The following is a 26,680-nucleotide window of genomic DNA, read 5'->3' as shown; positions in this document are numbered from 1 at the left end:
ATGTCACAGTTGAGAAAACTGACTGCGAACTAAGCTCGTTCTTTATGGTCAGTAGATAGTATTTTGCGCCAAATTGCCATGCAACGAGCAATTTGACGGGCGTAAAAGTTTTGAGTGGTGGCAAAAAGGACACAGATGATTCCGATTGATGTCGAATGCTTTGCGTAGAGACACTGATGCCACTACTATCGTTCCACTTTCTATGACAATAACGACAGCCTGATGCCAAAATTACGCCTGATTGGATTAACTTTACTCGCACTTAGCGCCACTGCAGTCTCTCATGCCGAAGAAAAGCGCTATGTTTCTGACGAACTGAACACCTGGGTCCGCAGCGGTCCGGGAGATAATTATCGCCTCGTGGGTACGGTTAACGCCGGCGAGGAAGTCACGCTATTACAGACCGATGCCAATACCAACTACGCCCAGGTGAAAGACAGCACCGGACGTACCGCCTGGATCCCACTGAAAGAGCTGAACAGTACGCCGAGCCTGCGTACCCGCGTTCCCGATCTGGAAAACCAGGTCAAGACCTTGACCGATAAGCTCAATAATATCGACACCACGTGGAATCAGCGCACCGCCGATATGCAGCAAAAAGTGTCGCAAAGCGACAGCGTAATCGACGGGCTGAAACAAGAAAACCAGAAGCTGAGGAACGAGCTTATCGTGGCGCAAAAGAAGGTCAGCGCAGCCAACCTTCAGCTTGATGACAAACAGCGCACCATCATCATGCAGTGGTTTATGTACGGCGGCGGCGTGCTGGGTCTTGGTTTGTTGCTCGGCCTGGTTCTGCCACACATGATCCCCAGCCGTAAACGCAAAGATCGCTGGATGAACTGAATCGCCTTCTCCGCCGCACTGACATATGATTAAGGGATCATAATTTCAAAAGGAAAGTGGCGTGAAGATTTATCTGGTCGGTGGTGCTGTTCGGGATGCGTTATTAGGGCTACCGATTAAAGATAAAGATTGGGTTGTTGTCGGCGCCACGCCGCAAGAGATGCTCGACGCGGGCTACCAGCAGGTAGGCCGCGATTTTCCCGTGTTTCTGCATCCGCAAACCCGGGAAGAGTATGCGCTGGCGCGTACCGAACGCAAATCAGGCTCGGGGTATACCGGATTCACCTGCTACGCCGCGCCGGATGTAACGCTGGAGGCTGATCTTCAGCGTCGCGATCTGACCATCAACGCAATGGCCCGCGATGACGACGGCGAGATTATCGATCCGTATAACGGACGCGATGATCTGGAAAACCGTCTGCTACGCCATGTGTCCCCCGCCTTTAGCGAAGATCCATTGCGCGTGCTGCGCGTGGCGCGCTTTGCTGCCCGCTATGCGCACCTCGGTTTTCGTATCGCTGAAGAAACCATGACGCTGATGCGCGATATGAACGCCGCAGGGGAACTGGAGCACCTGACGCCAGAGCGGGTGTGGAAAGAAACAGAAGGTGCTTTAACCACCCGCAACCCACAGGTATTTTTTCAGGTCCTGCGCGACTGCGGCGCACTGCACGTCCTGTTTCCGGAAGTAGATGCTCTGTTTGGCGTTCCCGCGCCCGCGCAATGGCATCCGGAAATTGATACAGGTATTCACACGCTGATGACGCTGTCGATGGCGGCCATGTTAAGTCCGGAGGTCGACGTGCGTTTCGCCACGCTGTGCCACGATCTTGGCAAGGCATTGACGCCAAAAGCGCTGTGGCCACGCCACCACGGTCACGGTCCGGCTGGCGTGAAGCTGGTCGAGCAACTGTGCCAACGCCTGCGCGTGCCGAATGACATCCGTGATTTAGCCAAACTGGTAGCCGAGTTCCACGACCTCATTCATACCTTCCCGATCCTGCAGCCGAAAACCATCGTTAAGCTGTTTGATTCCATCGATGCCTGGCGCAAACCGCAGCGCGTGGAGCAAATCGCCCTGACCAGCGAGGCCGACGTGCGTGGGCGAACCGGTTTTGAAGCGGCGGATTATCCGCAAGGCAGGCTGTTGCGTGAAGCCTGGCAGGTTGCGCAGGCGGTACCAACGAAAGACGTCGTTGAGGCGGGATTCAAAGGTCAGGCTATTCGCGAGGAACTGACCCGGCGTCGTATCGCGGCGGTAGCCGACTGGAAAGAACAACGTTGCCCGAAAGCGTAGACAGTGCATTGCCGGATAAGCGTTAACGCCGCTATCCGGCAAGCTAGTAAAATCAGAAGAACACGACGTAAACGGCAGCCGCCACAATAAAGCGGTAAATCGCAAACGGAATAAACGAGATGCGCTTAATCAGCTGTAGGAAGGTTTTGATCGCCACCAACGCCACGATAAACGCCGTCACGAAACCAACTGCAAACATCGGAATATCTGATGCGCTGAGGAACGTCCAGCTTTTGTAGAGATCCAGCGCCGTTGCGCCCATCATCATCGGCACGGCCAGCAGGAAGGAGAATTCGGAGGCCGCGTAACGGCTTACTCCCATCAGCATACCGCCAGAAATCGTCGCCCCGGAACGAGAAAAACCCGGCCACAGCGCCAGACACTGGAAACAGCCAATCATAAACGCCTGGCGATAAGTCATATCATCCAGACCCGGCGCACGCGGCTCTTTCGGCTTCAGGCATTCTGCGGCAATCAGCAGCACGCCCCCTACCACCAGCGCATACATCACGTTGATCGGGTTAAACAGCGATTTGATGATGTCGTGGAAAATCAGTCCCAGTACGACGGCAGGAACCATCCCCAACAGGATATGGCCCAGCGTCAGCCGACCTTTGCCAGTGCCTTCATGTGGGACCTTACCGAAGTGAATGCCAATCAGGCCAAACAGGCGTCGCCAGAACATCACCACGACCGCCAGGATAGAGCCCAACTGGATTACCACCTCAAATGTTTTTGCGGTGTCACCCTCAAAACCCAACAAGTGGCCAACAATAATCATATGGCCGGTACTGGAAACGGGTAAAAACTCCGTCAATCCTTCGACCACACCCAAAATTGCCGCCACCAGCAGCGAGTGCATATCACTCATTAATGAACCTCTAGATAGAGAAACCACGGCGAAAACGAGCCGACATAAAGACCCTTTTATACCCGTTTGGTTTAGATATTATTAAGTTAATTATTTTCTTTCAGATTATTGCCACGCTCAATGATAACCCCGACGTTCGCCGCACGGGCAACCGCGCCAGGTTTACTGAGTTTGATCCGCACCCATGGAGAATTAAAACGGCTCAGCAGCAGATCCGCCACTTCTTCCGCCACGCGTTCGACCAGCGCAAAGCGCCCGCCTTCCACATGATTAACAACCGTTTGAGCAATATCAGCATAGCTCAGGCAATCAGCCACATCATCGCTTTTAGCCGATTTACGGTTGTCCCACGCCATTTCGATATCGAACACCAACTGTTGTTCGATCGTTTGTTCCCAGTCGTAAACACCAATAGTGGTGATTACAGAAAGTTGCTCTATAAATACAATATCCATCACGACCTGCCTGCTTTTTGGCTAACCCGGATACCACTTCCGGCGAAATATGCGTATTATCCACAGAAGTAGCGTTTTACACGACATTTTCAAAACGGAACAGCTTATGAGTGCAATCGCGCCTGGAATGATTATCTTCGCGTACCTCTGTGGCTCAATTTCCAGTGCTATTCTGGTATGCCGCCTTGCTGGATTACCGGACCCGCGTGACAGCGGATCTGGGAATCCGGGCGCGACAAACGTATTGCGCATCGGTGGCAAAGGAGCCGCCGTCGCGGTGCTAATTTTCGACGTCCTGAAAGGTATGTTACCCGTCTGGGGTGCCTATGTGCTAGGCATTAGCCCCTTCTGGCTGGGATTGATCGCGATCGCCGCCTGTCTGGGTCACATTTGGCCGGTCTTCTTCGGCTTTAAAGGTGGGAAAGGCGTTGCCACCGCCTTTGGCGCAATTGCGCCGATTGGTTGGGACTTAACCGGCGTGATGGCCGGAACCTGGCTGCTGACCGTCTTATTAAGCGGCTATTCATCATTAGGCGCTATCGTCAGCGCGCTGATCGCCCCCTTTTACGTCTGGTGGTTCAATCCCCAGTTCACTTTCCCGGTGTCCATGCTGTCGTGCTTAATTCTGTTACGCCACCATGACAACATTCAGCGTCTGTGGCGTCGTCAGGAGCCAAAGATCTGGACCAAGCTGAAGAAAAAACGCGAAAGAGACCCAGAGTGATTTTAATGTCGGATAGCGACGCAACAGCGTCTTATCCGGCGTGGGGAATGTGATACCCCTCTACCGGTTTGCCTAATCGGTTCTGGCACCACGTCGCCAGAAACTCCACGCACACCCGAAGCTTCACGCTGCGATACAGCGGCTCCTGATAAACCGCCCAGATATTGGCGCTTTGCGCATAGTCCGGCAGCACGCGCACCAGTTCACCGCTTGCCAGAAACGGCTGCAGGTCCCATTCGGAACGCAGCATAATCCCTTTTCCCTGTAGCGCCCACTGCAACACAATCTCGCCGCTGTTAGAGGAGAGATGTCCCGCCACCTTGACCGACTTTTTCTCCTGGCCGTTATCCAGCTCCCACACCCCGTGGGTCATATCGCGTTCTTTAGTGACCAGGCAATCATGACTACTTAATTCCTGCAGCGTTGTCGGCTCACCGTATTTTTGTAAATACGTCGGTGCTGCACATAATATTCTTCTATTTTTCGTTAACAAATGCGCAATATAATAATCCGGAATCTCGTCATTAATACGAATATCCAAATCGATATTATCCTGCGCCAAATCAATTTGCCGATCATAAAGTTCAAAATGCACCTGTAATTCAGGATAGCTATGCATCAGTTCGGTAATAGCTGGTGCAATATAACTGCGCCCAAAGCCAAAGCTACAGCCGATACGAATCATCCCTGCCGGGCGCGTTTTGAGTTGCGTGACGTCATCGACCAGATGCTGATAGCCCGCAAGAATAGCCTGCGCATGTTCATAACAACGTTGACCACTCTCCGTGAGTGTCACGCCGCGCGCGGAGCGGCTTAGCAGCGTCGTCCCCAGCGTGGACTCAAGGATCTGAATGCGTTTCGTCACAAACGCGGGCGTTTGGCCGAGCGCCGCGGCGGCGGCACTGAAGCTACCGCTATGAACAATTTCAACCAGGACCTGCAGGTCTTTCGCGAGGGGATACGTGTTCAGCATGATCGGTATATCCGTAAAGTTGTTAACCGCAGTGTAATTCCCTCATGCGTATTAAACCCTGCCTTTGTGCAATTTTTATTGCTTATCTGAACATCATTCACGATCTGTTAATTGGATATTCACAGTGGCAAATAATATAAACCCACATTTTTAGTGGTAGTTTGTGGCGGAGAATTTATTTCCAGATAAATAAAAGAACTGGAGTTAACAAGATGAGCAATCAAAATAACCAAAATGCGATAACTACGCTGACAAACATTGTCGCCGATTTTACCGCCATGATTTCTACCCGCATGCCTGACGACGTCGTAGATAAATTAACACAGCTGCGTGAAGGCGAAACTTCGCCGATGGGTAAAATCATCTACCACACCATGTTTGACAACATGCAGAAAGCTATCGACCTGAACCGTCCGGCCTGTCAGGACACCGGCGAGATTATGTTCTTTGTGAAGGTCGGCTCCCGTTTTCCGCTGCTGGGCGAACTGCAAAGCATCCTGAAACAGGCCGTTGAAGACGCCACGGTAAAAGCGCCGCTGCGCCATAACGCGGTCGAGATTTTTGACGAAGTGAATACCGGCAAAAATACCGGTACCGGTGTGCCGTGGGTCACCTGGGACATCATCCCTGATAACGACGACGCGGAAATCGAAGTCTACATGGCAGGCGGCGGTTGTACGCTGCCGGGACGTTCAAAAGTGTTAATGCCTTCTGAAGGCTACGAGGGCGTGGTGAAATTTGTCTTCGAAAATATCTCCACGTTGGCAGTCAACGCTTGCCCGCCGGTGCTGGTGGGCGTAGGTATTGCCACCTCCGTGGAAACCGCCGCCGTCCTTTCTCGTAAAGCGGTGCTACGTCCTATCGGATCACGTCATCCGAATCCAAAAGCGGCCGAACTGGAACTGCGTCTTGAAGAAGGGCTGAACCGTCTGGGCATTGGCCCGCAAGGGTTGACCGGGAATAGCTCGGTGATGGGCGTGCATATCGAATCCGCCGCACGCCATCCGTCGACTATCGGCGTTGCCGTTTCTACCGGCTGCTGGGCACACCGTCGCGGCACGCTGTTGGTTCATGCTGACCTCTCCTTCGAAAACCTGTCTCACACCCGGAGCGCGTTATGAAAAAGATCCTCACAACCCCGATCAAAGCCGAAGATCTGGCCGACATTCGCGTTGGCGATGTCATCTACCTGACCGGTACGCTGGTGACCTGTCGTGACGTGTGTCACCGCCGCCTGATCGAACTGAAGCGCCCGATTCCTTATGACCTGAACGGCAAAGCCATTTTCCACGCGGGGCCCATCGTACGTAAGAACGGTGAAAAATGGGAGATGGTCTCCGTTGGCCCAACCACCAGCATGCGTATGGAAGCGTTTGAGAAAGACTTTATCGAGCAGACGGGCGTCAAACTGGTGGTCGGCAAGGGCGGCATGGGACCGCTAACGGAAGCAGGCTGCAAACAGTTTAAAGCGCTGCACGTAATCTTCCCGGCAGGTTGTGCGGTCGTGGCGGCAACCCAGGTTGAAGAGATCGAAGAGGTACACTGGACCGAACTTGGCATGCCGGAGTCCCTGTGGGTATGTCGGGTGAAAGAGTTCGGCCCGCTGATCGTTTCCATCGATACCCACGGCAATAACCTGATCGCCGAAAACAAAAAGCTGTTCGCTGAACGTCGCGATCCTATCGTCGATGAAATCTGCGAGCACGTGCACTACATCAAATAACCCTCCCGGAGAGGCGCTGCGCCTCTCCCTTTTCGTAGGGATACAACAATGGCACCTTTAGCTGGTTGGTGGCGATACCTGGCTCCGCTGGTGGTCATCGCCATTATTGCTGTACTGCCCGTCCCCAACGGTCTTGAGAACCACACCTGGCTCTATTTTGCCGTCTTTACCGGTGTGATTGTGGGCCTTATTCTGGAACCTGTACCGGGCGCGGTGGTAGCGATGATTGGCATTTCGATCATCGCCGTCCTTTCACCGTGGCTGCTGTTCAGCCCGGAGCAACTCGCGCAGGACGGTTTTAAATTTACCGCCAAATCGCTGTCATGGGCGGTATCAGGTTTTTCAAACTCGGTAATCTGGCTTATCTTCGCGGCCTTTATGTTTGGTACCGGCTATGAGAAAACCGGGCTCGGTCGACGTATCGCGCTGATGCTGGTGAAAAAGATGGGGCACCGGACGCTGTTTCTCGGCTATGCGGTGATGTTCTCTGAACTTATCCTCGCTCCCGTCACGCCGTCCAACTCCGCGCGCGGGGCCGGAATAATCTACCCGATTATCCGCAACCTGCCGCCGCTGTATAACTCGCAGCCCAATAGCGCCAGTTCTCGCTCCATTGGCTCGTACATTATGTGGATGGGCATTGTCGCCGACTGCGTCACCAGCGCCATTTTCTTAACGGCGATGGCGCCGAACCTGCTGTTAATCGGCCTGATGAAAGGCGCGTCCCACACGGCGCTGAGCTGGGGCGACTGGTTCTTAGGCATGCTGCCGCTGAGTATTTTACTGGTGCTGATTGTGCCCTGGTTGGCGTACGTGTTGTATCCACCGGTGCTGAAATCCGGCGATCAGGTTCCGCGCTGGGCGGATACAGAGCTAAAAGCAATGGGACCGCTCTGCGCACGCGAGAAAAAGATGTTGGTGCTGATGGTCGGCGCACTGGTGCTGTGGATCTTCGGCGGCGATTACATTGACGCTGCGATGGTCGGATACAGCGTAGTGGCGTTGATGCTGGTACTGCGCATCATTAGCTGGGATGACATCGTCAGTAATAAAGCCGCGTGGAACGTCTTTTTCTGGCTGGCCTCGCTGATAACGCTGGCGACCGGGCTCAATAACACCGGTTTTATTACCTGGTTCGGCAAGCTGCTGGCAAACGGGTTGAGCGGCTATTCACCGATGATGGTGATGGTGGCGCTCATTGTGGTGTTCTATTTGCTGCGCTACTTCTTTGCCAGCGCCACGGCGTATACCTCCGCCCTGGCACCGATGATGATTGCCGCCGCGCTGGCGATGCCGGAAATCCCACTCCCGGTCTTCTGCCTGATGGTCGGCGCAGCCATTGGTCTCGGCAGCATTCTGACTCCGTATGCCACCGGTCCTAGCCCTATCTACTACGGCAGCGGCTATTTGCCGACGGTGGATTACTGGCGACTCGGTGCTATTTTTGGCCTGATTTTCCTTGTGCTACTAGTGATTACCGGTCTGGTCTGGATGCCCCTCGTTTTACTGTAAAACCCCATTGGGGCGGCATATTGTCGCCCCTTTATCCATAAGCTTCTCATATGATCGATTTCCCGATGTGCTGAGGCATACTTTTTTGTATGCAAACACCCTCATGCTGATAAGGGAAACGCTCTGGACACGGTTGCGCACGAGACACTCACACGGGGCTGGCAGGCCGAACTGGATCTGCATTTCACCCGCACTGGGCACAACACGGTGCTCGCCTCGGCGCGTCATCAGGGTCCATTGACGGTTCAGCGCCCGTTTTACCCGGAAGAGGACGTCTGCCACCTCTATTTGCTTCATCCACCCGCGGGGATCGTCGGCGGGGATGAACTACACATTGCCGTAACTCTCAACGAAAACAGTCATGCGTTAATCACCCAGCCCGGCGCGGGAAAGTTTTATCGCAGCGGTGGCCCGCAGGCGTTGCTGCGCCAACATTTCACGCTCGCCCCGCACGCCACGCTGGAGTGGCTCCCCCAGGATACGATCCTCTTTCCTGGCGCCAACGCCACTATCCAGTCCGTCTTTCACATCGCGTCGGAGAGTCGACTGCTGGCCTGGGATCTGCTGTGCCTCGGGCGACCAGTTATGCAGGAGTCCTTCAGCCACGGCTCGCTGCAAAACCGTCTGGAAGTGTGGCGAAATGGGCAGCCGCTGCTGATAGAGCGCTTGCAGTTGCAGAAGGGGGAGTTGAGCGGCGTCGCGCACCATCCGTGGGTCGGCACGTTGCTGTGTTATCCGGCCACTGAAAACATGCTGGAAGGCACGCGCGAGCGGCTGACGCCGCTTGGCGATTACGCCGGGGCAACGCTTAACGACTCACTGCTGACGATCCGCTTTCTTGCCGACGACAACCTGATTGTTCAGCGCGTTATGCGAGACATTTGGCAATTTCTGCGCCCGCTTTTGACACACAAACCGCCCGTACTACCGCGAATCTGGCAAACCTAAGAGACCCCGTATGGAACTAACCCCCAGAGAAAAAGACAAGCTGTTGCTGTTTACCGCCGCGCTGGTGGCAGAACGTCGCCTGGCCCGCGGGCTGAAGCTGAACTATCCGGAATCGGTGGCGCTAATTAGCGCTTTCATCATGGAAGGGGCACGCGATGGTCAAACTGTGGCCTCGCTGATGGAAGACGGGCGTCACGTCCTGCGCCGCGATCAGGTGATGGAAGGCGTGCCGGAGATGATCCCAGATATTCAGGTTGAAGCGACGTTTCCGGACGGATCAAAGCTGGTCACCGTCCACAATCCGATCGTTTAAGGAGCGGCAATGATCCCAGGTGAATATCAGATAGCCAAAGGCAATATCGCGCTCAATCAGGGGCGGGAAACCTGTACGATCGTGGTGGAAAACCATGGCGACAGACCCATCCAGGTGGGATCGCACTATCACTTTTCCGAGGTGAACCCGGCGCTGCGCTTTGACAGGCGGGCTGCACGCGGCTTTCGTCTAAACATTCCTGCGGGCACGGCGGTACGTTTTGAGCCGGGACAAAAACGCGAAGTCGAACTGGTGCGCGTCGCTGGCGCACAAAGGATCGTGGGTTTTCGCAGCGAAGTGATGGGGGCACTGGAGGCAAATGATGAGTGAAATTTCACGGCAGGCGTACGCCGACATGTTTGGCCCAACCACCGGCGATAAGGTACGTCTGGCGGATACCGACCTGTGGATTGAGGTGGAAAAAGACTTCACCACCTACGGCGAAGAGGTCAAATTCGGCGGCGGGAAAGTGATCCGCGACGGCATGGGTCAGGGACAAATGCGCGCGCAAGCGTGTGTGGATCTGGTGATAACCAACGCCCTGATCGTCGATCACTGGGGGATCGTGAAAGCGGATATCGGCATCAAGGACGCCAGGATCTTCGCCATCGGCAAAGCGGGTAATCCTGATATTCAGCCCGACGTTACGATCCCGATCGGCGTGGGCACTGAAGTCATCGCCGGGGAAGGCAAGATCGTCACCGCGGGCGGTGTGGATACGCATATTCACTGGATCTGCCCACAGCAGGCACAGGAGGCGCTGGTTTCCGGCGTAACGACGATGATCGGCGGCGGCACCGGCCCGGCAGCAGGAACTAACGCCACCACCTGCACGCCGGGTCCGTGGTACATCGCGCGCATGCTGCAGGCGGCAGACGCCTTGCCGGTTAACATCGGTTTGCTCGGCAAAGGCAACGGCTCAAACCCTGACGCCCTGCGCGAGCAAATCACCGCGGGCGCCATTGGCCTGAAAATCCATGAAGATTGGGGCGCTACGCCAGCCGCCATCAACTGTTCCCTGGAAGTAGCAGAGGAGATGGATATCCAGGTGGCGCTGCACAGCGATACGCTCAATGAGTCCGGTTTCGTTGAAGATACGCTGGCGGCGATTGGCGATCGCACCATTCATACTTTCCACACCGAAGGCGCGGGCGGCGGCCATGCGCCAGATATCATCACCGCCTGCGCGCATCCGAATATTCTGCCCTCCTCCACTAACCCGACGCTGCCCTATACCGTCAACACCATCGACGAGCATCTCGACATGCTGATGGTTTGCCACCACCTCGATCCGGATATCGCCGAAGACGTGGCCTTTGCCGAATCACGCATTCGCCGGGAAACGATCGCTGCCGAAGATGTGCTGCATGACATTGGCGCGTTTTCCCTGACCTCGTCCGATTCACAGGCGATGGGGCGCGTGGGCGAAGTGCTCCTGCGCACCTGGCAGGTGGCGCACCGCATGAAGGTTCAGCGTGGTCCGCTGGCAGAAGAAACAGGCGACAACGACAACCAGCGCGTTAAACGCTACGTCGCCAAATACACCATCAACCCGGCGCTAACCCACGGCATCGCCCACGAAGTTGGCTCCGTTGAGCCTGGCAAACTGGCCGATCTGGTGCTGTGGTCCCCAGCCTTTTTTGGCGTAAAACCAGCGACGATCGTAAAGGGCGGGATGATCGCCTGTGCGCCGATGGGCGATATCAACGCCTCGATCCCCACCCCGCAGCCGGTGCATTACCGCATGATGTTCGGCGCACTTGGCGCGGCGCGGCATCGTACTCGGCTGACCTTTATTTCGCAGGCCGCTAACGCGCAAAACATCCCGCAGCAGCTCAATTTGCAAAGCGCCATCGCCGTCGTCAAAGGCTGTCGGACGGTGAAAAAGGCCGACATGATCCACAACGGCCTGCAACCCAATATCACCGTCGATGCTCAGACTTATGAGGTGCGCATTGATGGCGAACTTATCACCAGCGAACCGGCAGACGTTTTGCCGATGGCGCAACGCTATTTCCTGTTTTGAGGAGTGACGATGATCTACCTGACCCAACGCCTTGACCACGCCCACCGCGTCACCGCAAGCGTCACGCTACCCATTGATATTCGAGTAAAAAGCCGTGCCAGAGTGACGTTGAACGACGGTCGCGAAGCCGGGCTAATGCTTCCGCGCGGTTTGCTGTTACGCAGTGGTGATCTGCTGACCACCGAAGATGGCAGCGAGGTGATCGAAGTGATCGCCGCGCCGGAGTCAGTTTCCGTGGTGCGCTGCGCCGATCCTTTCCTGCTCGCCAAAGCCTGTTATCACCTCGGCAATCGCCACGTTCCGCTGCAAATTCTGCCGGATGAGTTGCGCTACCATCACGATCATGTGCTGGACGCCATGTTGCGCCAGTTCAGCCTGGAGGTGACGTTCGCTCAACTACCGTTTGAACCGGAAGCAGGCGCTTATGCCAGTGAATCACACGGGCATCATCACGCCCATGCGCACTGATGCATAACATCCAACAGCTGCGTCTGATGCAGCTCGCCAGCAGCGCTCTCCCGGTGGGGTCGTTTACCTGGTCCCAGGGTCTGGAGTGGGCGGTTGAAATCGGCTGGGTGAAAAGCGCCGATGACTTCTCTGACTGGCAAATCCAGCAGATGGAGCAGAACTTCTTTACCGTCGACCTACCGCTACTGGCGAGACTGTATCGCGCCTGCGAGCAGGACGATCTGGCTGCAGCACGCCGCTGGATCGCTTACCTGTTGGCCTGTCGGGAAACCCGCGAACTACGGGATGAAGAACGCAGTCGGGGCGCGGCGTTTACGCGGCTGGTCACCGACTGGGAAGCAGATTGCTCGCGGGAGTGGCGCGCGCTCTTTGTCGACAGCCAACTCTGCGGTATGGCCTGGCTGGGCGTGCGCTGGAAAATCCCCCTGACGGAGCTGGCATTAAGCCTCGGCTACAGCTGGATTGAGAGCGCAGTGATGGCTGGCGTCAAACTGGTCCCTTTTGGGCAGCAGGCGGCCCAGCGTTTGATCTTTGCGCTCTGCAACCGGTATGCACAAGGTCTGGCACAGGCGCTGGCGTGTCCTGACGCCAGCCTCGGCTCCGCAACGCCGTTGGCGGCCATCGCATCTGCCCGGCATGAAACCCAATATTCCCGATTATTCCGCTCCTGAGGAGAAAAAATGAGTAACAACAAGCATCCCCTGCGCGTGGGCGTTGGCGGCCCGGTTGGCTCCGGCAAAACGGCGCTGCTGGAAGCGTTATGCAAATCCATGCGCAGCAGCTATCAACTGGCGGTGGTAACCAACGATATCTATACCAAAGAAGATCAGCGCATTCTCACCGAAGCAGGCGCACTGGAGCCAGACAGGATCGTCGGCGTGGAAACCGGCGGTTGCCCGCACACCGCTATCCGTGAAGATGCGTCGATGAATCTGGCCGCCGTAGAGGCGCTGAGCGAGAAATTCGGCAATCTGGATCTGATTTTTGTGGAAAGCGGCGGCGATAACCTGAGCGCCACCTTCAGCCCGGAATTAGCGGATCTGACGATCTATGTGATCGACGTTGCCGAAGGCGAGAAGATCCCGCGTAAGGGTGGCCCGGGGATCACCAAATCTGATTTTCTGGTGATCAATAAAACCGATCTGGCCCCTTACGTGGGCGCCTCGCTGGAGGTGATGGAGCGCGATACCCTACGCATGCGCGGCGAGCGTCCGTGGACGTTTAGTAATTTAAAATCCGGAGAGGGTCTGGAAAAAATTATCGCGTTTCTGGAAGAGAAAGGGATGCTGCGGGAGTAGAGTATTGCCCGGTGGCGCTACGCTTACCGGGCCTACAATATTATGTGCTTATGCCGCCGGTAATTCCGCCAGCGGCCAGCGAGGACGCACGGTCACGCCAAGATCCGCCGTTGCACCCGCTTTAAAACGCACCATGCCCGCGTAGGCGATCATCGCCCCGTTATCGGTGCAAAATTCCGGACGCGCGTAAAACACTTCGCCACGACGCTTTTGCATCATCTCGGCCAGTTTTGCGCGCAGCGTACGGTTAGCGCTCACGCCCCCCGCCATCACCAGACGTTTAAAACCGGTTTGATCCAGCGCGCGTTTACACTTGATCATCAGCGTATCAACCACAGCATCTTCAAACGCACGGGCGATATCTGCACGCGTCTGATCGTCATTTTCGTTATTACGAATGGTATTCGCGGCGAAGGTTTTCAGGCCGGAGAAGCTGAAATCCAGACCCGGACGGTCGGTCATCGGGCGCGGGAAGACAAAGCGTTTTTCAACGCCTTGCGATGCAAGCTTTGACAGCATTGGGCCGCCAGGATAATCCAGCCCCAGCAGCTTGGCCGTTTTATCGAACGCTTCACCAGCGGCATCATCTATCGATTCACCCAGCAATTCATACTGCCCAATACCGGTGACGCTGATCAGTTGCGTGTGACCGCCGGAAACCAGCAGCGCAACGAACGGGAAAGCAGGGGGATTATCTTCCAGCATCGGCGCCAGCAGATGCCCTTCCATATGGTGCACAGGAATTGCCGGTACGCCCCAAGCGAACGCCAGCGAACGTCCTACGGTTGCGCCGACCAGCAGCGCGCCAACCAGACCAGGACCTGCGGTATACGCCACCGCATCAATCTCTTTTGCCGTCAGTCCCGCTTCTTTCAGCGCGGCCTGGATCAGCGGTACGGTTTTACGTACGTGATCGCGCGAGGCCAGTTCTGGCACTACGCCGCCGTAGTCAGCGTGTAATTTCACCTGACTATACAATTGGTTGGCTAAAAGACCTTTTTCATCGTCGTAAATGGCGATGCCGGTTTCATCGCAGGATGTTTCAATACCCAGTACACGCATGACTTGTTTTACCTCGCTCTATTACCGCGCAGTGTAGGACCAATGCGGGTTGATGTAAAACTTTGTTCGCCCCAGGAGTTCCGCTCGTGTATACTCCTTATCCTTATAAAAGTCCCTTTCAAAATCGCGTCGGTGCTTTACAAAGCAGCAGCAATTGCAGTAAAATTCCGCACCATTTTGAAATAAGCTGGCGTTGATGCCAGCGGCAAACCGAATTTATAAAGGTGAGAGTTACATGCCGGTAATTAAAGTACGTGAAAACGAGCCGTTCGACGTAGCACTGCGTCGCTTCAAGCGTTCATGCGAAAAAGCAGGTGTTCTGGCGGAAGTTCGTCGTCGTGAGTTCTATGAAAAACCGACTACTGAACGTAAGCGCGCTAAAGCTTCTGCTGTGAAACGTCACGCGAAGAAACTGGCTCGCGAAAACGCACGCCGTACTCGTCTGTACTAATCCATTGAGAGCCAAGGCTCTCAATTCAGACAGAGTTGTAGTTGTAAGGCCGTGCTTCCGGAAGGAATGCGCGGCTTGTTTTCGTTTATACGCGTCATCATTCAAGCTGCCTCTGCGTTGGCTGCAGTCGTTCCCTCCAGTCACGTACTGATGTACGCTCCTGAGGATTCGCTCCCTTGCCGTCTTGAAGCATCTTGAATGATTTTGTGTATATAAGTCATAAAAAAATAAACGGGGCATATGGCTGGACGAATTCCACGCGTATTTATAAATGACCTGCTGGCAAGAACCGACATTGTCGATCTCATCGACGCGCGGGTAAAGCTGAAGAAGCAGGGCAAAAATTATCACGCGTGCTGTCCGTTCCATAACGAAAAAACCCCCTCTTTCACCGTAAACGGTGAGAAACAGTTTTATCACTGCTTTGGGTGTGGCGCACATGGCAACGCCGTCGACTTTCTCATGAACTACGACAAGCTCGAGTTTGTGGAAACCGTCGAAGAACTGGCCGCAATGCACAACCTTGAAGTGCCCTATGAAGCAGGCAGTGGCCCTAGTCAGATAGAGCGCCATCAACGGCAAAGCCTTTATCAATTGATGGACGGCCTGAACACTTTTTATCAACAGTCTTTGATGCAACCCGCCGCTACCCCCGCGCGCCAGTACCTGGAAAAGCGAGGATTAAGTAGCGACGTTATCACCCGTTTTGCTATTGGTTTTGCGCCCCCCGGCTGGGACAACGTCCTGAAACGGTTTGGCGGCAATGCTGAGAATCGTAAATCGCTGGTCGATGCGGGAATGTTGGTCACCAACGATCAGGGACGCAGTTACGATCGCTTCCGCGAACGGGTGATGTTCCCCATCCGCGACAAACGTGGTCGAGTCATTGGTTTTGGTGGACGCGTGCTGGGCGATGCCCTGCCGAAGTATCTCAACTCCCCGGAAACCGATATTTTCCATAAAGGTCGCCAGCTGTATGGCCTTTATGAAGCCCAGCAGGATAACGCCGATCCGCAGCGCCTGTTAGTGGTAGAAGGCTATATGGATGTGGTGGCGCTGGCGCAATACGGCATTAACTACGCTGTGGCATCCCTTGGGACGTCAACCACCGCCGATCACATCCAGTTGTTGTTCCGCGCGACGAACAACGTAATTTGCTGTTACGACGGTGACCGTGCCGGACGCGACGCAGCATGGCGCGCGCTGGAAACCGCACTGCCCTATATGACAGACGGACGCCAGCTACGCTTTATGTTTTTACCTGACGGCGAAGACCCCGATACGCTGGTGCGTAAAGAAGGGAAAGAGGCCTTTGAAGCCCGGATGGAGCAGGCGCTGCCACTCTCCGCGTTTTTATTCAACAGCCTGTTGCCGCAGGTGGATTTGAGTACCCCGGACGGACGCGCACAGCTCAGCACGCTGGCATTACCGCTGATTACTCAGGTACCAGGCGAAACGTTACGCATTTATCTGCGACAGGAGTTGGGAAACAAGCTCGGCATTCTGGATGACAGTCAGCTTGAACGTTTAATGCCAAAACTGGCAGAAAATGGGGCTTCCCGCCCTGTTCCACAGCTAAAACGTACGACCATGCGTATACTTATAGGGTTGCTGGTACAGAACCCGGGTCTCGCCCCGCTGGTTCCGCCGTTAGGCGCACTGGATAGCAATAAGCTGCCTGGACTTGGCTTATTCAGAGAACTGGTCAACACTTGTCTGGCTCAGCCAGGTCTGACCACCGGACAACTTTTAGAACACTATCGTGGCACAAATGATGCTGCGACCCTTGAAAAACTGTCGATGTGGGACGATATAGCAGATAAAGATATCGCAGAAAAAACCTTCACCGACTCACTCAACCATATGTTTGATTCGATGCTTGAGCTGCGCCAGGAAGAGTTGATAGCTCGTGAGCGCACACACGGTTTAAGCAGCGAAGAACGCCGGGAACTCTGGACGCTGAATCAGGAACTGGCCAAGAAATAACAGAAAGACAAAAGTATTTAACGGCTTAACTGCCGAATATCGCTCGGGAAGCCCCCGACAGCCGCACGGAGAGGCAGCGGCAAAATATAAGTATGCCCTCGTTTTGCCGTTGGCGGTTTTACCGCCCAACACCAATCAAACGAATTAAGTGTGGATACCGTCTTATGGAGCAAAACCCGCAGTCACAGCTGAAGCTACTTGTCCAACGTGGTAAGGAGCAAGGCTATCTGACCTATGCCGAGGTCAATGACCATCTGCCGGAAGATATCGTCGATTCAGATCAAATCGAAGACATCATCCAAATGATCAATGACATGGGTATTCAGGTGATGGAAGAAGCACCTGATGCCGATGATCTGCTGCTTGCTGAAACCTCCAACAGCACCGATGAAGACGCGGAAGAAGCGGCTGCCCAGGTTCTGTCCAGCGTTGAGTCCGAAATCGGTCGTACAACTGACCCGGTCCGCATGTACATGCGTGAAATGGGTACCGTTGAACTGTTAACCCGTGAAGGCGAAATCGACATCGCTAAACGCATCGAAGACGGGATTAACCAGGTTCAATGCTCCGTTGCCGAATACCCGGAAGCCATCACCTACCTGCTTGAGCAATACGATCGTGTAGAAGCTGAAGAAGCGCGTCTTTCCGATCTGATCACCGGCTTTGTCGATCCGAACGCGGAAGAAGACATGGCGCCAACGGCGACACACGTCGGTTCTGAGCTCTCTCAGGAAGAGATGGATGACGATGCAGACGAAGATGAAGAAGATGACGACGACAGCAGCGATGACGACAACAGCATCGACCCTGAATTAGCGCGTGAAAAATTCGGTGAACTGCGTACTCAGTACGAAATCACTCGCGACACCATCAAAGCGAAAGGCCGCAGCCATGCTGCCGCGCAGGAAGAAATTCAGAAGCTGTCTGAAGTGTTCAAACAGTTCCGCCTGGTGCCGAAGCAGTTCGACTACCTGGTAAACAGCATGCGCGTCATGATGGACCGCGTGCGTACTCAGGAACGTCTGATCATGAAGCTCTGCGTTGAGCAGTGCAAAATGCCGAAGAAAAACTTCATCACCCTGTTCACTGGCAACGAAACCAGCGAAACCTGGTTCAATGCGGCAATCGCGATGAACAAACCGTGGTCTGAAAAACTGCACGACGTGGCAGATGATGTTCACCGCGGACTGCAGAAACTGCAGCAGATTGAAGAAGAAACCGGCCTGACCATTGAGCAGGTTAAAGACATCAACCGTCGCATGTCCATCGGTGAAGCGAAAGCCCGCCGTGCGAAAAAAGAGATGGTTGAAGCGAACTTACGTCTGGTTATCTCTATCGCCAAGAAATACACCAACCGTGGTCTGCAGTTCCTGGATTTGATTCAGGAAGGTAACATCGGTCTGATGAAAGCGGTTGATAAGTTTGAATACCGTCGTGGTTACAAGTTCTCTACCTATGCAACCTGGTGGATCCGTCAGGCGATCACCCGCTCGATCGCGGATCAGGCACGTACCATCCGTATCCCGGTACATATGATTGAGACCATCAACAAGCTCAACCGTATCTCCCGTCAGATGCTGCAAGAGATGGGCCGCGAGCCGACGCCGGAAGAGCTGGCTGAACGCATGCTGATGCCGGAAGACAAGATCCGTAAAGTGCTGAAGATCGCTAAAGAGCCTATCTCCATGGAAACGCCGATCGGCGACGATGAAGATTCGCATCTGGGTGATTTCATCGAGGATACCACCCTCGAGCTGCCGCTGGATTCTGCTACCACCGAGAGCCTGCGTGCCGCAACGCACGACGTTCTGGCAGGCCTGACCGCCCGTGAAGCGAAAGTTCTGCGTATGCGTTTCGGTATCGATATGAATACCGACCACACACTGGAAGAAGTCGGTAAACAGTTCGACGTTACCCGCGAACGTATCCGTCAGATCGAAGCGAAAGCGCTGCGTAAACTGCGCCACCCGAGCCGCTCTGAAGTGCTGCGTAGCTTCCTCGACGATTAATCTCGCCGCATAAGCATAAACGCCACCGCAAGGTGGCGTTTTTCTTTATAGTCCCCGTCTGGCCAGGGCGTCATTCACTTCCCGATACGCCTCCACCAGTTTATCCAGCGTAATCCGGCTTAACCCGCTGGGATTCGGCAAAACCCATATTTGCGTCGCGCCAATAGTCAGCGTTTGTTTTCCCCACTGCGCCCCACGCTGGCTGAGGCCCTGCTCAAATGCCTGCTTCCCAAGGATTGCGAGTCCGGCGGGCTGATACTCTTCTATTTTCTCAATGAGCTTACGACCGCCGTTGCGCATCTCCTGTAACTTCACTTCATTGGCTTGCACCGTCGGTCTGTCGACAAATTTAGTCACGCCGCAACGGAAGTCCAGCAAGTGTTGTGCCTCTTCGGGTTTGAGCTGGCGATCGGTAAATCCCGCCTGATGGATGACCTTCCAGAAGCGATTAGCGGGATGTGCAAAGGGGAATCCTGTACCTGCGGAAGACAACCCCGGATTGATGCCGCAAAACACCACCCGCAGCCCCGGCGCCAGTATGTCCTTAACCATAATTACTCCCATCAATACATCAGAGGAACAAGTATAACGGACTGAAAATACATTGTTTATAAAAACAGCATCCGTACGCTTATGTCTGGATTGCAACGCGGAGTTACTTTATAATCCACCGCCACGGCCCCTTAGCTCAGTGGTTAGAGCAGGCGACTCATAATCGCTTGGTCGCTGGTTCAAGTCCAGCAGGGGCCACCAAATATCAAGGGTTTGCGAGGAATCGTGAATTTAAAGAATCTCTAGGATACCTATAGGATACTTTAACTAGGTATTTTGGAGTAACGGTTTGGCTAAAAGCCTAAACGTCCAGTTGGGTCGTAGCGGCCTCTTTCACTGGAAGATGTTCTAAGAACACAAGCGCTACGGGTCTGTATTTCTTGCTCCCAACTCTTCATGAGACGGCAGGAACCCCTAATGGAGGTCTCAATGACTAACTCTATTAAGGGCTCAGACCTGCTGTCAAAGCGTATGCTTGCCTTGAGTGGCTTGCTAATGACGCTAAGCAATATTGGTCTAAGCCCATTTGTTGCTCTGCCAGTTAGTGTTGCTCTTGTCTATGTATTACGTAAGTAACAGCGTAACAAGCCCGGCCCGACGAAAGTCGGGCCACCCTTAATGAAGGCTAGCTCTACAAGTTAAGCCGCAGTCTCTCAAAGTTTGTAATCAGGTTCTCTTAAACACCGAACTTAAAATCCTTCATAAATAAATTATAAATCTCATTAAAATTATCCCAATTGGATGCCCCATTACTACGGCGAATTTGCAATGTTCCAACCTTTCCTACACGTTCTGTCAGTGTATTCGAAACTAATTTCCAATAATCTGTTAACTTCTCGTCGTCACAATCCCGAGGGACAGGATAGCGTCCCGACCAGATGATCACTTCTGTATAAAATTTCAGTAAGTCCGCAGTTGTCTTGTTGATTTTTATATCAGCCATACTAGCTAAGTGATTTAAATTATGACTGTTTGGCACTAGCTTATTTTTTTGAACAATAACAGCTTTAAGAATTAACTCTAATGCCAACCCGCAGAGCATTTCATAAACTGGGTGGCATGCAACCTTCAAAGAAAAACCTCCACCATATCCCATTTCTTTTTGTAAACTATCTGATTGCATAGTTAACCAAAGAACATGAGCGGAAGCTTTTAGGTCAGACGCCCGATTAAACCAATGGTTAGGATGTTTACGGTCATTTGTAATCCTATCTTTCATCTTACAGCCCCATTACTATCAACGAAATTAAGAAGATAATGCTCTTATACAATGGTTGATTATCTCAGTCATTAGCTCATTGCCGCAGGCCAACCATCACATGAATCACTTTCGGCAATTTTTCTCGCCATTTCATCCCGCAGATCGTCAATAATGGTCTGGACACGTGTAACGGCTGTTGGTGTAAGAGCGCAGTCACGTTCCAGAATATCTGGCAGGGTTTCCAGCATCATTACTACCGCTTTAGCCAGTGATGCATATTCGCGGGCCACTTCCTCTACAGGAATCAATTCTCGTGAGGCTGCTTCAAATTTCAGCCTTTCATTTTCTGACTGATACCAGGCTTTTCGGTCCTGCGGCGACATTTCACCATTTTCTTTCATTGATGGTGTCAGTAATGCCTGAAGCGCTGCCCCTAGTTCGTACAACTTGAGATTTTCACCATTACCGCCAGCCAGCTCCATATCGCGCAGACGCCGGGCAACAAGGTTTCGGTTCATGCCCACCAGCTCCGCCAGTTGCGTAACATTTACCTGCGTTTTACTCAGTTTCATTCTTACCTCTGCTGCACGGTCACTTTTGCAGCAAAAGCAACCTGAATCATTATTTTTCAGTTAGTTAACCTGTCGCTGCTGCACGCATAAAATGCGAAAAATCAGCCGTTTTCCGCGTGTCGTCGCCCCCTCGGTGTACATAATCGCCAGGAGGACCCGTAAAAAAGGCGGCCCGAAGACCGCCAAAAGGATTACCACCAGAATGTATTACGCCCCTTCTGATTTCACCATGCCACGCCAGTCAAGTGGGGCAACTCCCGCATCAATACGTACCTTGAACGTTACACCATCAACGGTAAAGCCCTGCTGCTGCTCCAGGTATGGCGTTTCAATGCCGTCCAGATAAGCCACCTCGATTGTGTCTTCTCCCTGCCCCGCCAGCATGTACCAAGCCTTAAGGCTTTCAGCATCCAGCCGCGGCTCCGTGATGACAGTCAGCGCATCGTTATATGGGTTGAATACTCCACTGTTCTGCGCTTCAGGTAACGAGGTGGAACGAATCAGTTGATTGGCCTTATCCTCCAATTCAACCGGAACCAGCAGGAAGCGTGGCGGGATATTAAGAACAGCACCAGCGCCGTTCTTCTGCATACGCATCGCTTTTCGCCCGGCACTCAGCCCCGGGATATCCAGTGCAATCTTCATCAGGTTGTTATGTACTGCATCGAAAATCGCTTTGCCATCACCCATTTTGGGATTGCCCAGCAACACGGCATAGACCAGATCCCCGACCGTACGGCTTGCGGCCGCGCCCATTTTTTGAGGAATGCTGGTTAAAGCGCTCATATCATCGTTAATGATGGCCTGGCGATCGATGCTGAACAGTTCGCCGTAAGTCGCTAGAGCAATTGGCTCGCTACGATCTGAGGTCGTGGCATATTTATATTCAGCCCCCGGGCGAACCTCTCGCAGCGACTTGAAGCCGTCCAGACCAGCCCGATGGGATACTTTGAAATCAGGCAGAGTCCCTTTTTTCGTCCACTGCTGGAATGTTTCAGGCGAGTTATCCCAGCCTTTCAACAGAGATTTATTCGCAACGTCCGCCAGGATGCCACCAAAATCACTGCTGCTGTGTGTAAACGCCATTCCGACCATACCCAGCGGATTCCCCGGAATACCACTTACTCCACGATCCACCAGCGAAGCTCGCGCCAGTTCCCGCAGCGTATAGCCGTTATAACGGTTATCTTTTTCAGCTTTTTCCAGCCCTGTACGCGCCAGCAATGCCGCCTTAACTGAGTCCCCTACAATGTTCCCGTTACCTGAGTACACGTTATATGCTCCTGGTCCGGCGCACGGTGTCGTTCCCGCAGCCAGATTGGTTAGAATTTTTTGTCGGGCCTGTGCCTCGGTGATGGAGCCGCTCACAAACTCAGCCCGGATACCGGCCGCCCACTCATGCCCCGTAAAAGCAGCAAAAAGAACATCTGCTTTCTGCTCTGTGTTTTCTGGCTGGCTGGTGGTCTTCATCGCTTCACGCAGTTGTTCCGGCGTTCGGGTAAATTTGGCCACCAGCGAATCACAGCCCGGCGCCATCGCGAACATCTGCCCTTCTGCCGGGTAGATTTCATCCACAAAACCTTTTTCTTTTGCCTCCGCTGCCGTCAGCCAGGTTTCTGCATCCATCATGGCTTTTACTTCCGCTTCGGGAAGACCGGATTTAGCTACATAGGTGGCCAGCATCGTTTTACCGATTTTTTCCAGCACTTCCGCATGCCGTTGCATGTCCCCAGCCTCACCCGCCATAACCCCCCAAGGATTGTGAACCATCCACCAGCCGTTATCGGCCATAGCAACACGTTTAGCTCCCAGCGCAACGATGGTCGCCATTGATGCGGCAATACCATCAATGCGGGCAACCGTATGGCCTTTGTAACCGCGTAAGGCGTTAAAAATCGCCATTCCGTCAGTAACGTTTCCGCCACCGCTATTGATTGCGACTGTTACCGGGCCTTGTGCCACCTGCAGGGCATCACGGAAGCGTTTCGCCGTCATCCCTTCTATCGGTTCATACAGTGATATTTCCATTGCAGACCAGCCTTACAGCGCACCGGGCGCGTCGTTTTTTGCAGGAGCCATCCCCAATTTTTCACGCAGCAGGGAACGAGCAAGCCAGCCAATGGTGGGGGCATTACCGGGGATACCTTCACGCTCATAGCGCTGGCGAATTTCTTCACGCAGACGATTGAGCACTAAGGTGGTTTCATCATCGATATATACCGACATTGCTTTCTGTTTAGTCACTTCTGGATCTCCATATGTACTAGATGTACATACAGTATTGATCAATAAATGTGGTAGTTAAACCATTATTTACCATTAAAAGTGGTAAATGAATTTTGGATGTAAAAAAACCGGCTAATGCCGGTTCATTCTTGTTGCCGATAGTTAATCTTTATTAACGAGATCAACTTCTGGGTCGACAATGATAAGAGAAAGTCTTGTTGCTAGTTTCAGATAACGTTCAGCTTCATCTCGTGTTAATTCGAAATCTCTTAAATGTGCGGCTGAATTTCGCAAATGCCGCATTTTTTCTACTAATTTAGCGGTGTTCTTATCTATTCTATGTTCACGAGCCAACCAATCTAAAAAAAGAGGAATGTTTATGCGAGGGATCGTCGCGCCCTGAACGAACCCAGCTTTACCTGCGGCTTCCTCAATTAATAGCCATGACTCCATTATTGCAGCTCGAGGAGAAACATCAGCGATTCGTTGTAGAGCAGATAATCTGCGAGAAAACTCGGTATCTTCATCGTGTACGGCATCTTGAATATTTACTACTGGAGTATCAACAGCCAGTGCCTCAGCCACATCAAGATTTTCAGCGAATTCCGCCTCAGCGCCCCCCATTTTGATACGAGATAATCTTAGTATGAGAGACTTAACATCATCACCGTATTTTTTAATAAACCAAATGGTTACTCCGGGCCAAACCAGAACCGACACCAAATCAACTATCGTAGACATTTATGTTCCTCAGGCACTCTCCATAGGCCTCATTTTCCCTCTTAGCTGCTTAATCTGAAAGTATAAAATTAAAAAATATACGTTTAAGTGTTCACCTGTTCACCATCACGGATTTTTTAATTAAATTCATGTAGTTATATGGTGAATACTCTTCTTTCAGGTATTCACTAGTGTTCACCCTACCCTTCACCATTTAGAACAAAAAACAGTCAAAAGGTGAACAGGTGAATACCTGGTGAATACTTAATAAATAAGTGTTCACCCCTTAACCCGCTGTTATAGATAAACTTTTTAACACGGTGAATACTGGTGAACACTTTATCCGTAACTTTACTCTATCCCACCACTGTCAGAAACACTGTTACATGATGGCATCCAGTCGTCTGAATCATCGTGCAGAGTTACGTTGGAACGTATCCCATGCTTTGTTTTCCTCTTCTGGTACTCCTTACCATATTCAGCCATTGCGCCAGGCATATCTGTTCCGAACCGCATCAACGAAACGGGCCTGTTGAGACCATTGGCGCGCATGTAGGCGAGGTAGGCGTGATACAGATACTTTCGTGGGCTGAATGGTACTATCTCGGCATTGCCGATAAACATCCCGTCACACACTACAGACGCCATGAGGTAACCGCAGAAGTCCACCAGCGAATCCCCCTCTCGTTTGATCGCCAGAGCCTCCTCTGATTTCTGCTGCTCATACAATAACCGCCTGGCTTCGTCCTGGTCTGCAAAACGTGTAAGCAGATGGCGGATAACTACAGCCAGTTCCCCTTCTATTTTCTCTGCCAGCATCGAGTCTCGCTCGTTTTCCGGTACAACCTCCGAAAAGTTGAATATCACCCGTCGCCGCGAGATCCCCCCGCTGCGATCGCTGAATGTCATAGCATTGTTGTTGACCGCCAGCACCACTGCCGGAATACGGGTTGAATATGGCGCTTTATGTTTCGGATCGATAGACACCTTGTCACCACCCGTTATGGCCTTAATACCTGCACCATCGCCCGCGTACCGGGTCATATCAGGCATAATGATCAGCGAGTAGCCCACCACCAGCGCCCTGTCCCTTGCATCCTCCAGCGCCTTCATGCTGGCTGAGACCGTATTAGCCTTACCTGCCAGCATGGTGCAGACTTCTGCCATCACACTTTTACCGCTGCCACCAGGCCCCGTTACCTCCAGGAATAATTGCCAGTCGTACCTGTTCGCCAGCACCATAAACAAGGCTGCCAGCACGCGATCTGTTTTACGGTCATTACTGGCCACGGAACGGCGGAGCCACTTCCAGAAGTTCGGTGCATGGCTGGCCAGCGTTTCTCCTTCTGCTGGTGGGCTGAACGGTAGTTCACTTGCGATCAGCAACCAGTCTGTTTTGCTGTGCTGCCTGAATTGTCCTGTTCGGGTATCAAATACCCCATTACTAAAGCCAATCAGATTTCGCTCTGTCACCCCCATAACCGGAAGGCTCAGTTTCATGGTTTCCACCGCCGATTTGACGGCGTTCTGCGAATAGGCGACCTCAGCATCAATGTAAATTTGCGCCATTTCGCGCTGCAGCTCTTTGTCCGGAAGCGGATTCCACACCACGCCGTTATAGTGGTGCACCGTGTCAGAGTCGGCGTGAATTGCCAGGTCGCCGTCATAATGCGCCAGTAAGACTTCACCGCGTTGGCTGGCCCCCATCTGGTTCAATGCCGGTGCTACTCCGATATGGGCTGGTTCGCGTTTTGTAACCGGAAGATCGACAACGATACTATCCGTTCGGATCCTCTCCAGATAATCATGCCAGTCCTCTGGCTGGCGATCCGGAATGCCCTTATATAATTTGGCGTCCTGCACTCCTGCCCACGCCAGCTTCGCACCAATGGCGTTAATCAGTATCGGCTCGATATCTCCGGCAATATATACACGGGCACTACGGCGACCTTTATCAACAATTTGAAGGTTATCCAGTTCCGCCAGTTGCTTTGGCCCCAGCCAGACAGGGGGCGTTGTATCTTCGGCAATTTGTTTACCCAGCCCCTCTTCCCATCCCTTTGCATGAGCGTAAGCATCAGTCCCGGCAAAAATGACTGCCTCTGTAAATTTTTCCTTTGGCAGAAATTTTAAGTTCGGTGCACGTTTCATTTGCCCGCTCTCTTAGCGGCAATCAACGCCCGCAGGTTCTGTATTTTTTCTGCTGTGTTATTCGATTTGCACCATTCGCTGAACGTCTGGCGTTTTACCGGGTTGAACTCCCTTTTGAATCGTTCAACAGGGAAAACGCACTCTCCGGAATACCCATCCCTGATATAGGTAATTCGGTTATCAGTAACCATTTTCACCGTTACCCGTTCGCCCCGGTTATCCTGGAAAATATCGCCCGGGAGGATTTCAGGCCGAGTCTGGCCACCAGCAGTTAAGCTGTTAATTTTCTTTTTCATGGC

28 protein-coding genes and 1 tRNA gene are annotated in these 26,680 nt (G+C 53.1%); 17 read left to right on the top strand and 12 right to left on the bottom strand.

The window, feature by feature from the left end; genetic code table 11:
• Positions 1-222 precede the first annotated feature (222 nt).
• On the top strand, positions 223-843 hold the full coding sequence (locus OGV75_RS03395; RefSeq protein ID WP_016154533.1) for a TIGR04211 family SH3 domain-containing protein: 621 nt from the start codon (positions 223-225) through the stop codon (positions 841-843).
• 61 nt (positions 844-904) lie between these two features.
• Positions 905-2,140, top strand: a complete 1,236-nt coding sequence (locus OGV75_RS03390; RefSeq protein ID WP_047358654.1) for a multifunctional CCA addition/repair protein — start codon at positions 905-907, stop codon at positions 2,138-2,140.
• A gap of 52 nt (positions 2,141-2,192) precedes the next feature.
• Here the strand turns inward: OGV75_RS03390 and bacA are convergent, their stop codons facing one another.
• Together bacA and folB are read right to left on the bottom strand one after the other, a co-directional pair.
• Positions 2,193-3,011 carry an undecaprenyl-diphosphate phosphatase gene (gene bacA, locus OGV75_RS03385; RefSeq protein ID WP_016154535.1) on the bottom strand — a complete coding sequence of 273 codons (819 nt, stop codon included), beginning with the start codon at positions 3,009-3,011 and terminating at the stop codon, positions 2,193-2,195.
• Between the two features lie 86 nt (positions 3,012-3,097).
• Positions 3,098-3,466 (bottom strand): bifunctional dihydroneopterin aldolase/7,8-dihydroneopterin epimerase, encoded by a 369-nt coding sequence (gene folB, locus OGV75_RS03380; protein WP_003828442.1) that lies wholly within the window; start codon positions 3,464-3,466, stop codon positions 3,098-3,100.
• A 106-nt stretch (positions 3,467-3,572) separates the two neighbouring features.
• Between folB and plsY the strand changes: the two genes are divergently transcribed.
• Complete coding sequence (gene plsY / locus OGV75_RS03375; RefSeq protein WP_047358671.1) at positions 3,573-4,190, top strand: glycerol-3-phosphate 1-O-acyltransferase PlsY; 618 nt, start codon at positions 3,573-3,575, stop codon at positions 4,188-4,190.
• A gap of 31 nt (positions 4,191-4,221) precedes the next feature.
• Here plsY and ttdR read toward each other — a convergent pair whose 3' ends face one another.
• Positions 4,222-5,163, bottom strand: a complete 942-nt coding sequence (gene ttdR, locus OGV75_RS03370) for an L-tartrate utilization transcriptional activator TtdR (protein ID WP_213239529.1) — start codon at positions 5,161-5,163, stop codon at positions 4,222-4,224.
• A 212-nt stretch (positions 5,164-5,375) separates the two neighbouring features.
• Here ttdR and ttdA point away from each other — a divergent pair, with 212 nt between their 5' ends.
• The 10 genes from ttdA (at position 5,376) to ureG (ending at position 13,451) form a co-directional block, all read left to right on the top strand.
• Complete coding sequence (ttdA, locus tag OGV75_RS03365; protein WP_047358656.1) at positions 5,376-6,284, top strand: L(+)-tartrate dehydratase subunit alpha; 909 nt, start codon at positions 5,376-5,378, stop codon at positions 6,282-6,284.
• Positions 6,281-6,886, top strand: coding sequence for a L(+)-tartrate dehydratase subunit beta (gene ttdB / locus OGV75_RS03360; protein ID WP_016154539.1), 606 nt, complete (start codon positions 6,281-6,283; stop codon positions 6,884-6,886). Before ttdA ends, ttdB begins: the two co-directional genes overlap by 4 nt.
• A 48-nt stretch (positions 6,887-6,934) precedes the next feature.
• Complete coding sequence (locus OGV75_RS03355) at positions 6,935-8,398, top strand: anion permease (RefSeq protein WP_046276256.1); 1,464 nt, start codon at positions 6,935-6,937, stop codon at positions 8,396-8,398.
• A 123-nt stretch (positions 8,399-8,521) separates the two neighbouring features.
• On the top strand, positions 8,522-9,346 hold the full coding sequence (locus OGV75_RS03350; RefSeq protein ID WP_200084175.1) for an urease accessory protein UreD: 825 nt from the start codon (positions 8,522-8,524) through the stop codon (positions 9,344-9,346).
• A gap of 10 nt (positions 9,347-9,356) precedes the next feature.
• On the top strand, positions 9,357-9,659 hold the full coding sequence (locus tag OGV75_RS03345; protein ID WP_016154542.1) for an urease subunit gamma: 303 nt from the start codon (positions 9,357-9,359) through the stop codon (positions 9,657-9,659).
• Between the two features lie 9 nt (positions 9,660-9,668).
• Positions 9,669-9,989: an urease subunit beta gene (locus tag OGV75_RS03340; protein WP_016154543.1), complete on the top strand. Its 321-nt coding sequence runs from the start codon at positions 9,669-9,671 to the stop codon at positions 9,987-9,989.
• On the top strand, positions 9,982-11,685 hold the full coding sequence (gene ureC, locus OGV75_RS03335; RefSeq protein WP_286480357.1) for an urease subunit alpha: 1,704 nt from the start codon (positions 9,982-9,984) through the stop codon (positions 11,683-11,685). Before OGV75_RS03340 ends, ureC begins: the two co-directional genes overlap by 8 nt.
• Positions 11,686-11,694: 9 nt before the next feature.
• On the top strand, positions 11,695-12,153 hold the full coding sequence (gene ureE / locus OGV75_RS03330; RefSeq protein ID WP_016157501.1) for an urease accessory protein UreE: 459 nt from the start codon (positions 11,695-11,697) through the stop codon (positions 12,151-12,153).
• The gene (locus tag OGV75_RS03325) at positions 12,153-12,824 is read left to right on the top strand and encodes an urease accessory protein UreF (protein ID WP_213239528.1); all 672 of its coding nucleotides are present in this window, start codon (positions 12,153-12,155) and stop codon (positions 12,822-12,824) included. The genes ureE and OGV75_RS03325 overlap by 1 nt, the downstream gene beginning before the upstream one ends.
• Positions 12,825-12,833: 9 nt before the next feature.
• Positions 12,834-13,451: an urease accessory protein UreG gene (ureG, locus tag OGV75_RS03320; protein ID WP_016154547.1), complete on the top strand. Its 618-nt coding sequence runs from the start codon at positions 12,834-12,836 to the stop codon at positions 13,449-13,451.
• A gap of 48 nt (positions 13,452-13,499) precedes the next feature.
• Here ureG and tsaD read toward each other — a convergent pair whose 3' ends face one another.
• Positions 13,500-14,513 (bottom strand): tRNA (adenosine(37)-N6)-threonylcarbamoyltransferase complex transferase subunit TsaD, encoded by a 1,014-nt coding sequence (gene tsaD / locus OGV75_RS03315; protein ID WP_003024694.1) that lies wholly within the window; start codon positions 14,511-14,513, stop codon positions 13,500-13,502.
• 235 nt (positions 14,514-14,748) lie between these two features.
• On the opposite strand from tsaD, the gene rpsU reads away from it, so the two are divergent.
• The 3 genes from rpsU to rpoD all read left to right on the top strand — a co-directional run bounded on the left by rpsU (position 14,749) and on the right by rpoD (position 18,959).
• Positions 14,749-14,964: a 30S ribosomal protein S21 gene (gene rpsU / locus OGV75_RS03310; protein WP_001144069.1), complete on the top strand. Its 216-nt coding sequence runs from the start codon at positions 14,749-14,751 to the stop codon at positions 14,962-14,964.
• A gap of 240 nt (positions 14,965-15,204) precedes the next feature.
• Positions 15,205-16,950 (top strand): DNA primase, encoded by a 1,746-nt coding sequence (gene dnaG / locus OGV75_RS03305; RefSeq protein ID WP_003828467.1) that lies wholly within the window; start codon positions 15,205-15,207, stop codon positions 16,948-16,950.
• Between the two features lie 164 nt (positions 16,951-17,114).
• Complete coding sequence (gene rpoD / locus OGV75_RS03300; protein WP_016154549.1) at positions 17,115-18,959, top strand: RNA polymerase sigma factor RpoD; 1,845 nt, start codon at positions 17,115-17,117, stop codon at positions 18,957-18,959.
• Positions 18,960-19,004: 45 nt separating this feature from the next.
• Here rpoD and mug read toward each other — a convergent pair whose 3' ends face one another.
• Entirely contained in the window at positions 19,005-19,511 is a 507-nt protein-coding gene (gene mug / locus OGV75_RS03295; RefSeq protein WP_053388745.1) for a G/U mismatch-specific DNA glycosylase, read from the bottom strand.
• 125 nt (positions 19,512-19,636) lie between these two features.
• Between mug and OGV75_RS03290 the strand changes: the two genes are divergently transcribed.
• Positions 19,637-19,712: transfer RNA gene (locus OGV75_RS03290), tRNA-Ile, on the top strand.
• 475 nt (positions 19,713-20,187) lie between these two features.
• On the opposite strand, the gene OGV75_RS03285 is transcribed toward OGV75_RS03290, so the two are convergent.
• The 7 genes from OGV75_RS03285 to OGV75_RS03255 form a co-directional block, all read right to left on the bottom strand.
• Positions 20,188-20,730, bottom strand: a complete 543-nt coding sequence (locus OGV75_RS03285) for a HEPN domain-containing protein (protein ID WP_096940684.1) — start codon at positions 20,728-20,730, stop codon at positions 20,188-20,190.
• Between the two features lie 71 nt (positions 20,731-20,801).
• Complete coding sequence (locus tag OGV75_RS03280; protein WP_096940683.1) at positions 20,802-21,284, bottom strand: DUF1441 family protein; 483 nt, start codon at positions 21,282-21,284, stop codon at positions 20,802-20,804.
• 207 nt (positions 21,285-21,491) lie between these two features.
• The gene (locus tag OGV75_RS03275; RefSeq protein ID WP_286480336.1) at positions 21,492-23,312 is read right to left on the bottom strand and encodes a ClpP-like prohead protease/major capsid protein fusion protein; all 1,821 of its coding nucleotides are present in this window, start codon (positions 23,310-23,312) and stop codon (positions 21,492-21,494) included.
• A 12-nt stretch (positions 23,313-23,324) separates the two neighbouring features.
• Entirely contained in the window at positions 23,325-23,528 is a 204-nt protein-coding gene (locus OGV75_RS03270; RefSeq protein WP_096940681.1) for a hypothetical protein, read from the bottom strand.
• A gap of 144 nt (positions 23,529-23,672) precedes the next feature.
• Positions 23,673-24,251 (bottom strand): DUF4145 domain-containing protein, encoded by a 579-nt coding sequence (locus tag OGV75_RS03265; RefSeq protein ID WP_096940680.1) that lies wholly within the window; start codon positions 24,249-24,251, stop codon positions 23,673-23,675.
• 330 nt (positions 24,252-24,581) lie between these two features.
• A complete protein-coding gene (locus tag OGV75_RS03260; RefSeq protein ID WP_096940679.1) occupies positions 24,582-26,381 on the bottom strand; it encodes a DNA primase family protein in 1,800 nt (599 codons plus the stop codon).
• Positions 26,378-26,677, bottom strand: a complete 300-nt coding sequence (locus OGV75_RS03255; RefSeq protein WP_096940678.1) for a DUF4222 domain-containing protein — start codon at positions 26,675-26,677, stop codon at positions 26,378-26,380. Before OGV75_RS03255 ends, OGV75_RS03260 begins: the two co-directional genes overlap by 4 nt.
• Between the last annotated feature and the right edge of the window lie 3 nt (positions 26,678-26,680).

Origin of the sequence: Citrobacter sp. Cb028, assembly GCF_030336705.1 — a bacterium.
Lineage (GTDB): Bacteria > Pseudomonadota > Gammaproteobacteria > Enterobacterales > Enterobacteriaceae > Citrobacter > Citrobacter braakii.
The sequence above is the reverse complement of the archived record's forward strand: the minus strand, read 5'-3'. Positions and strand labels throughout refer to the sequence as shown.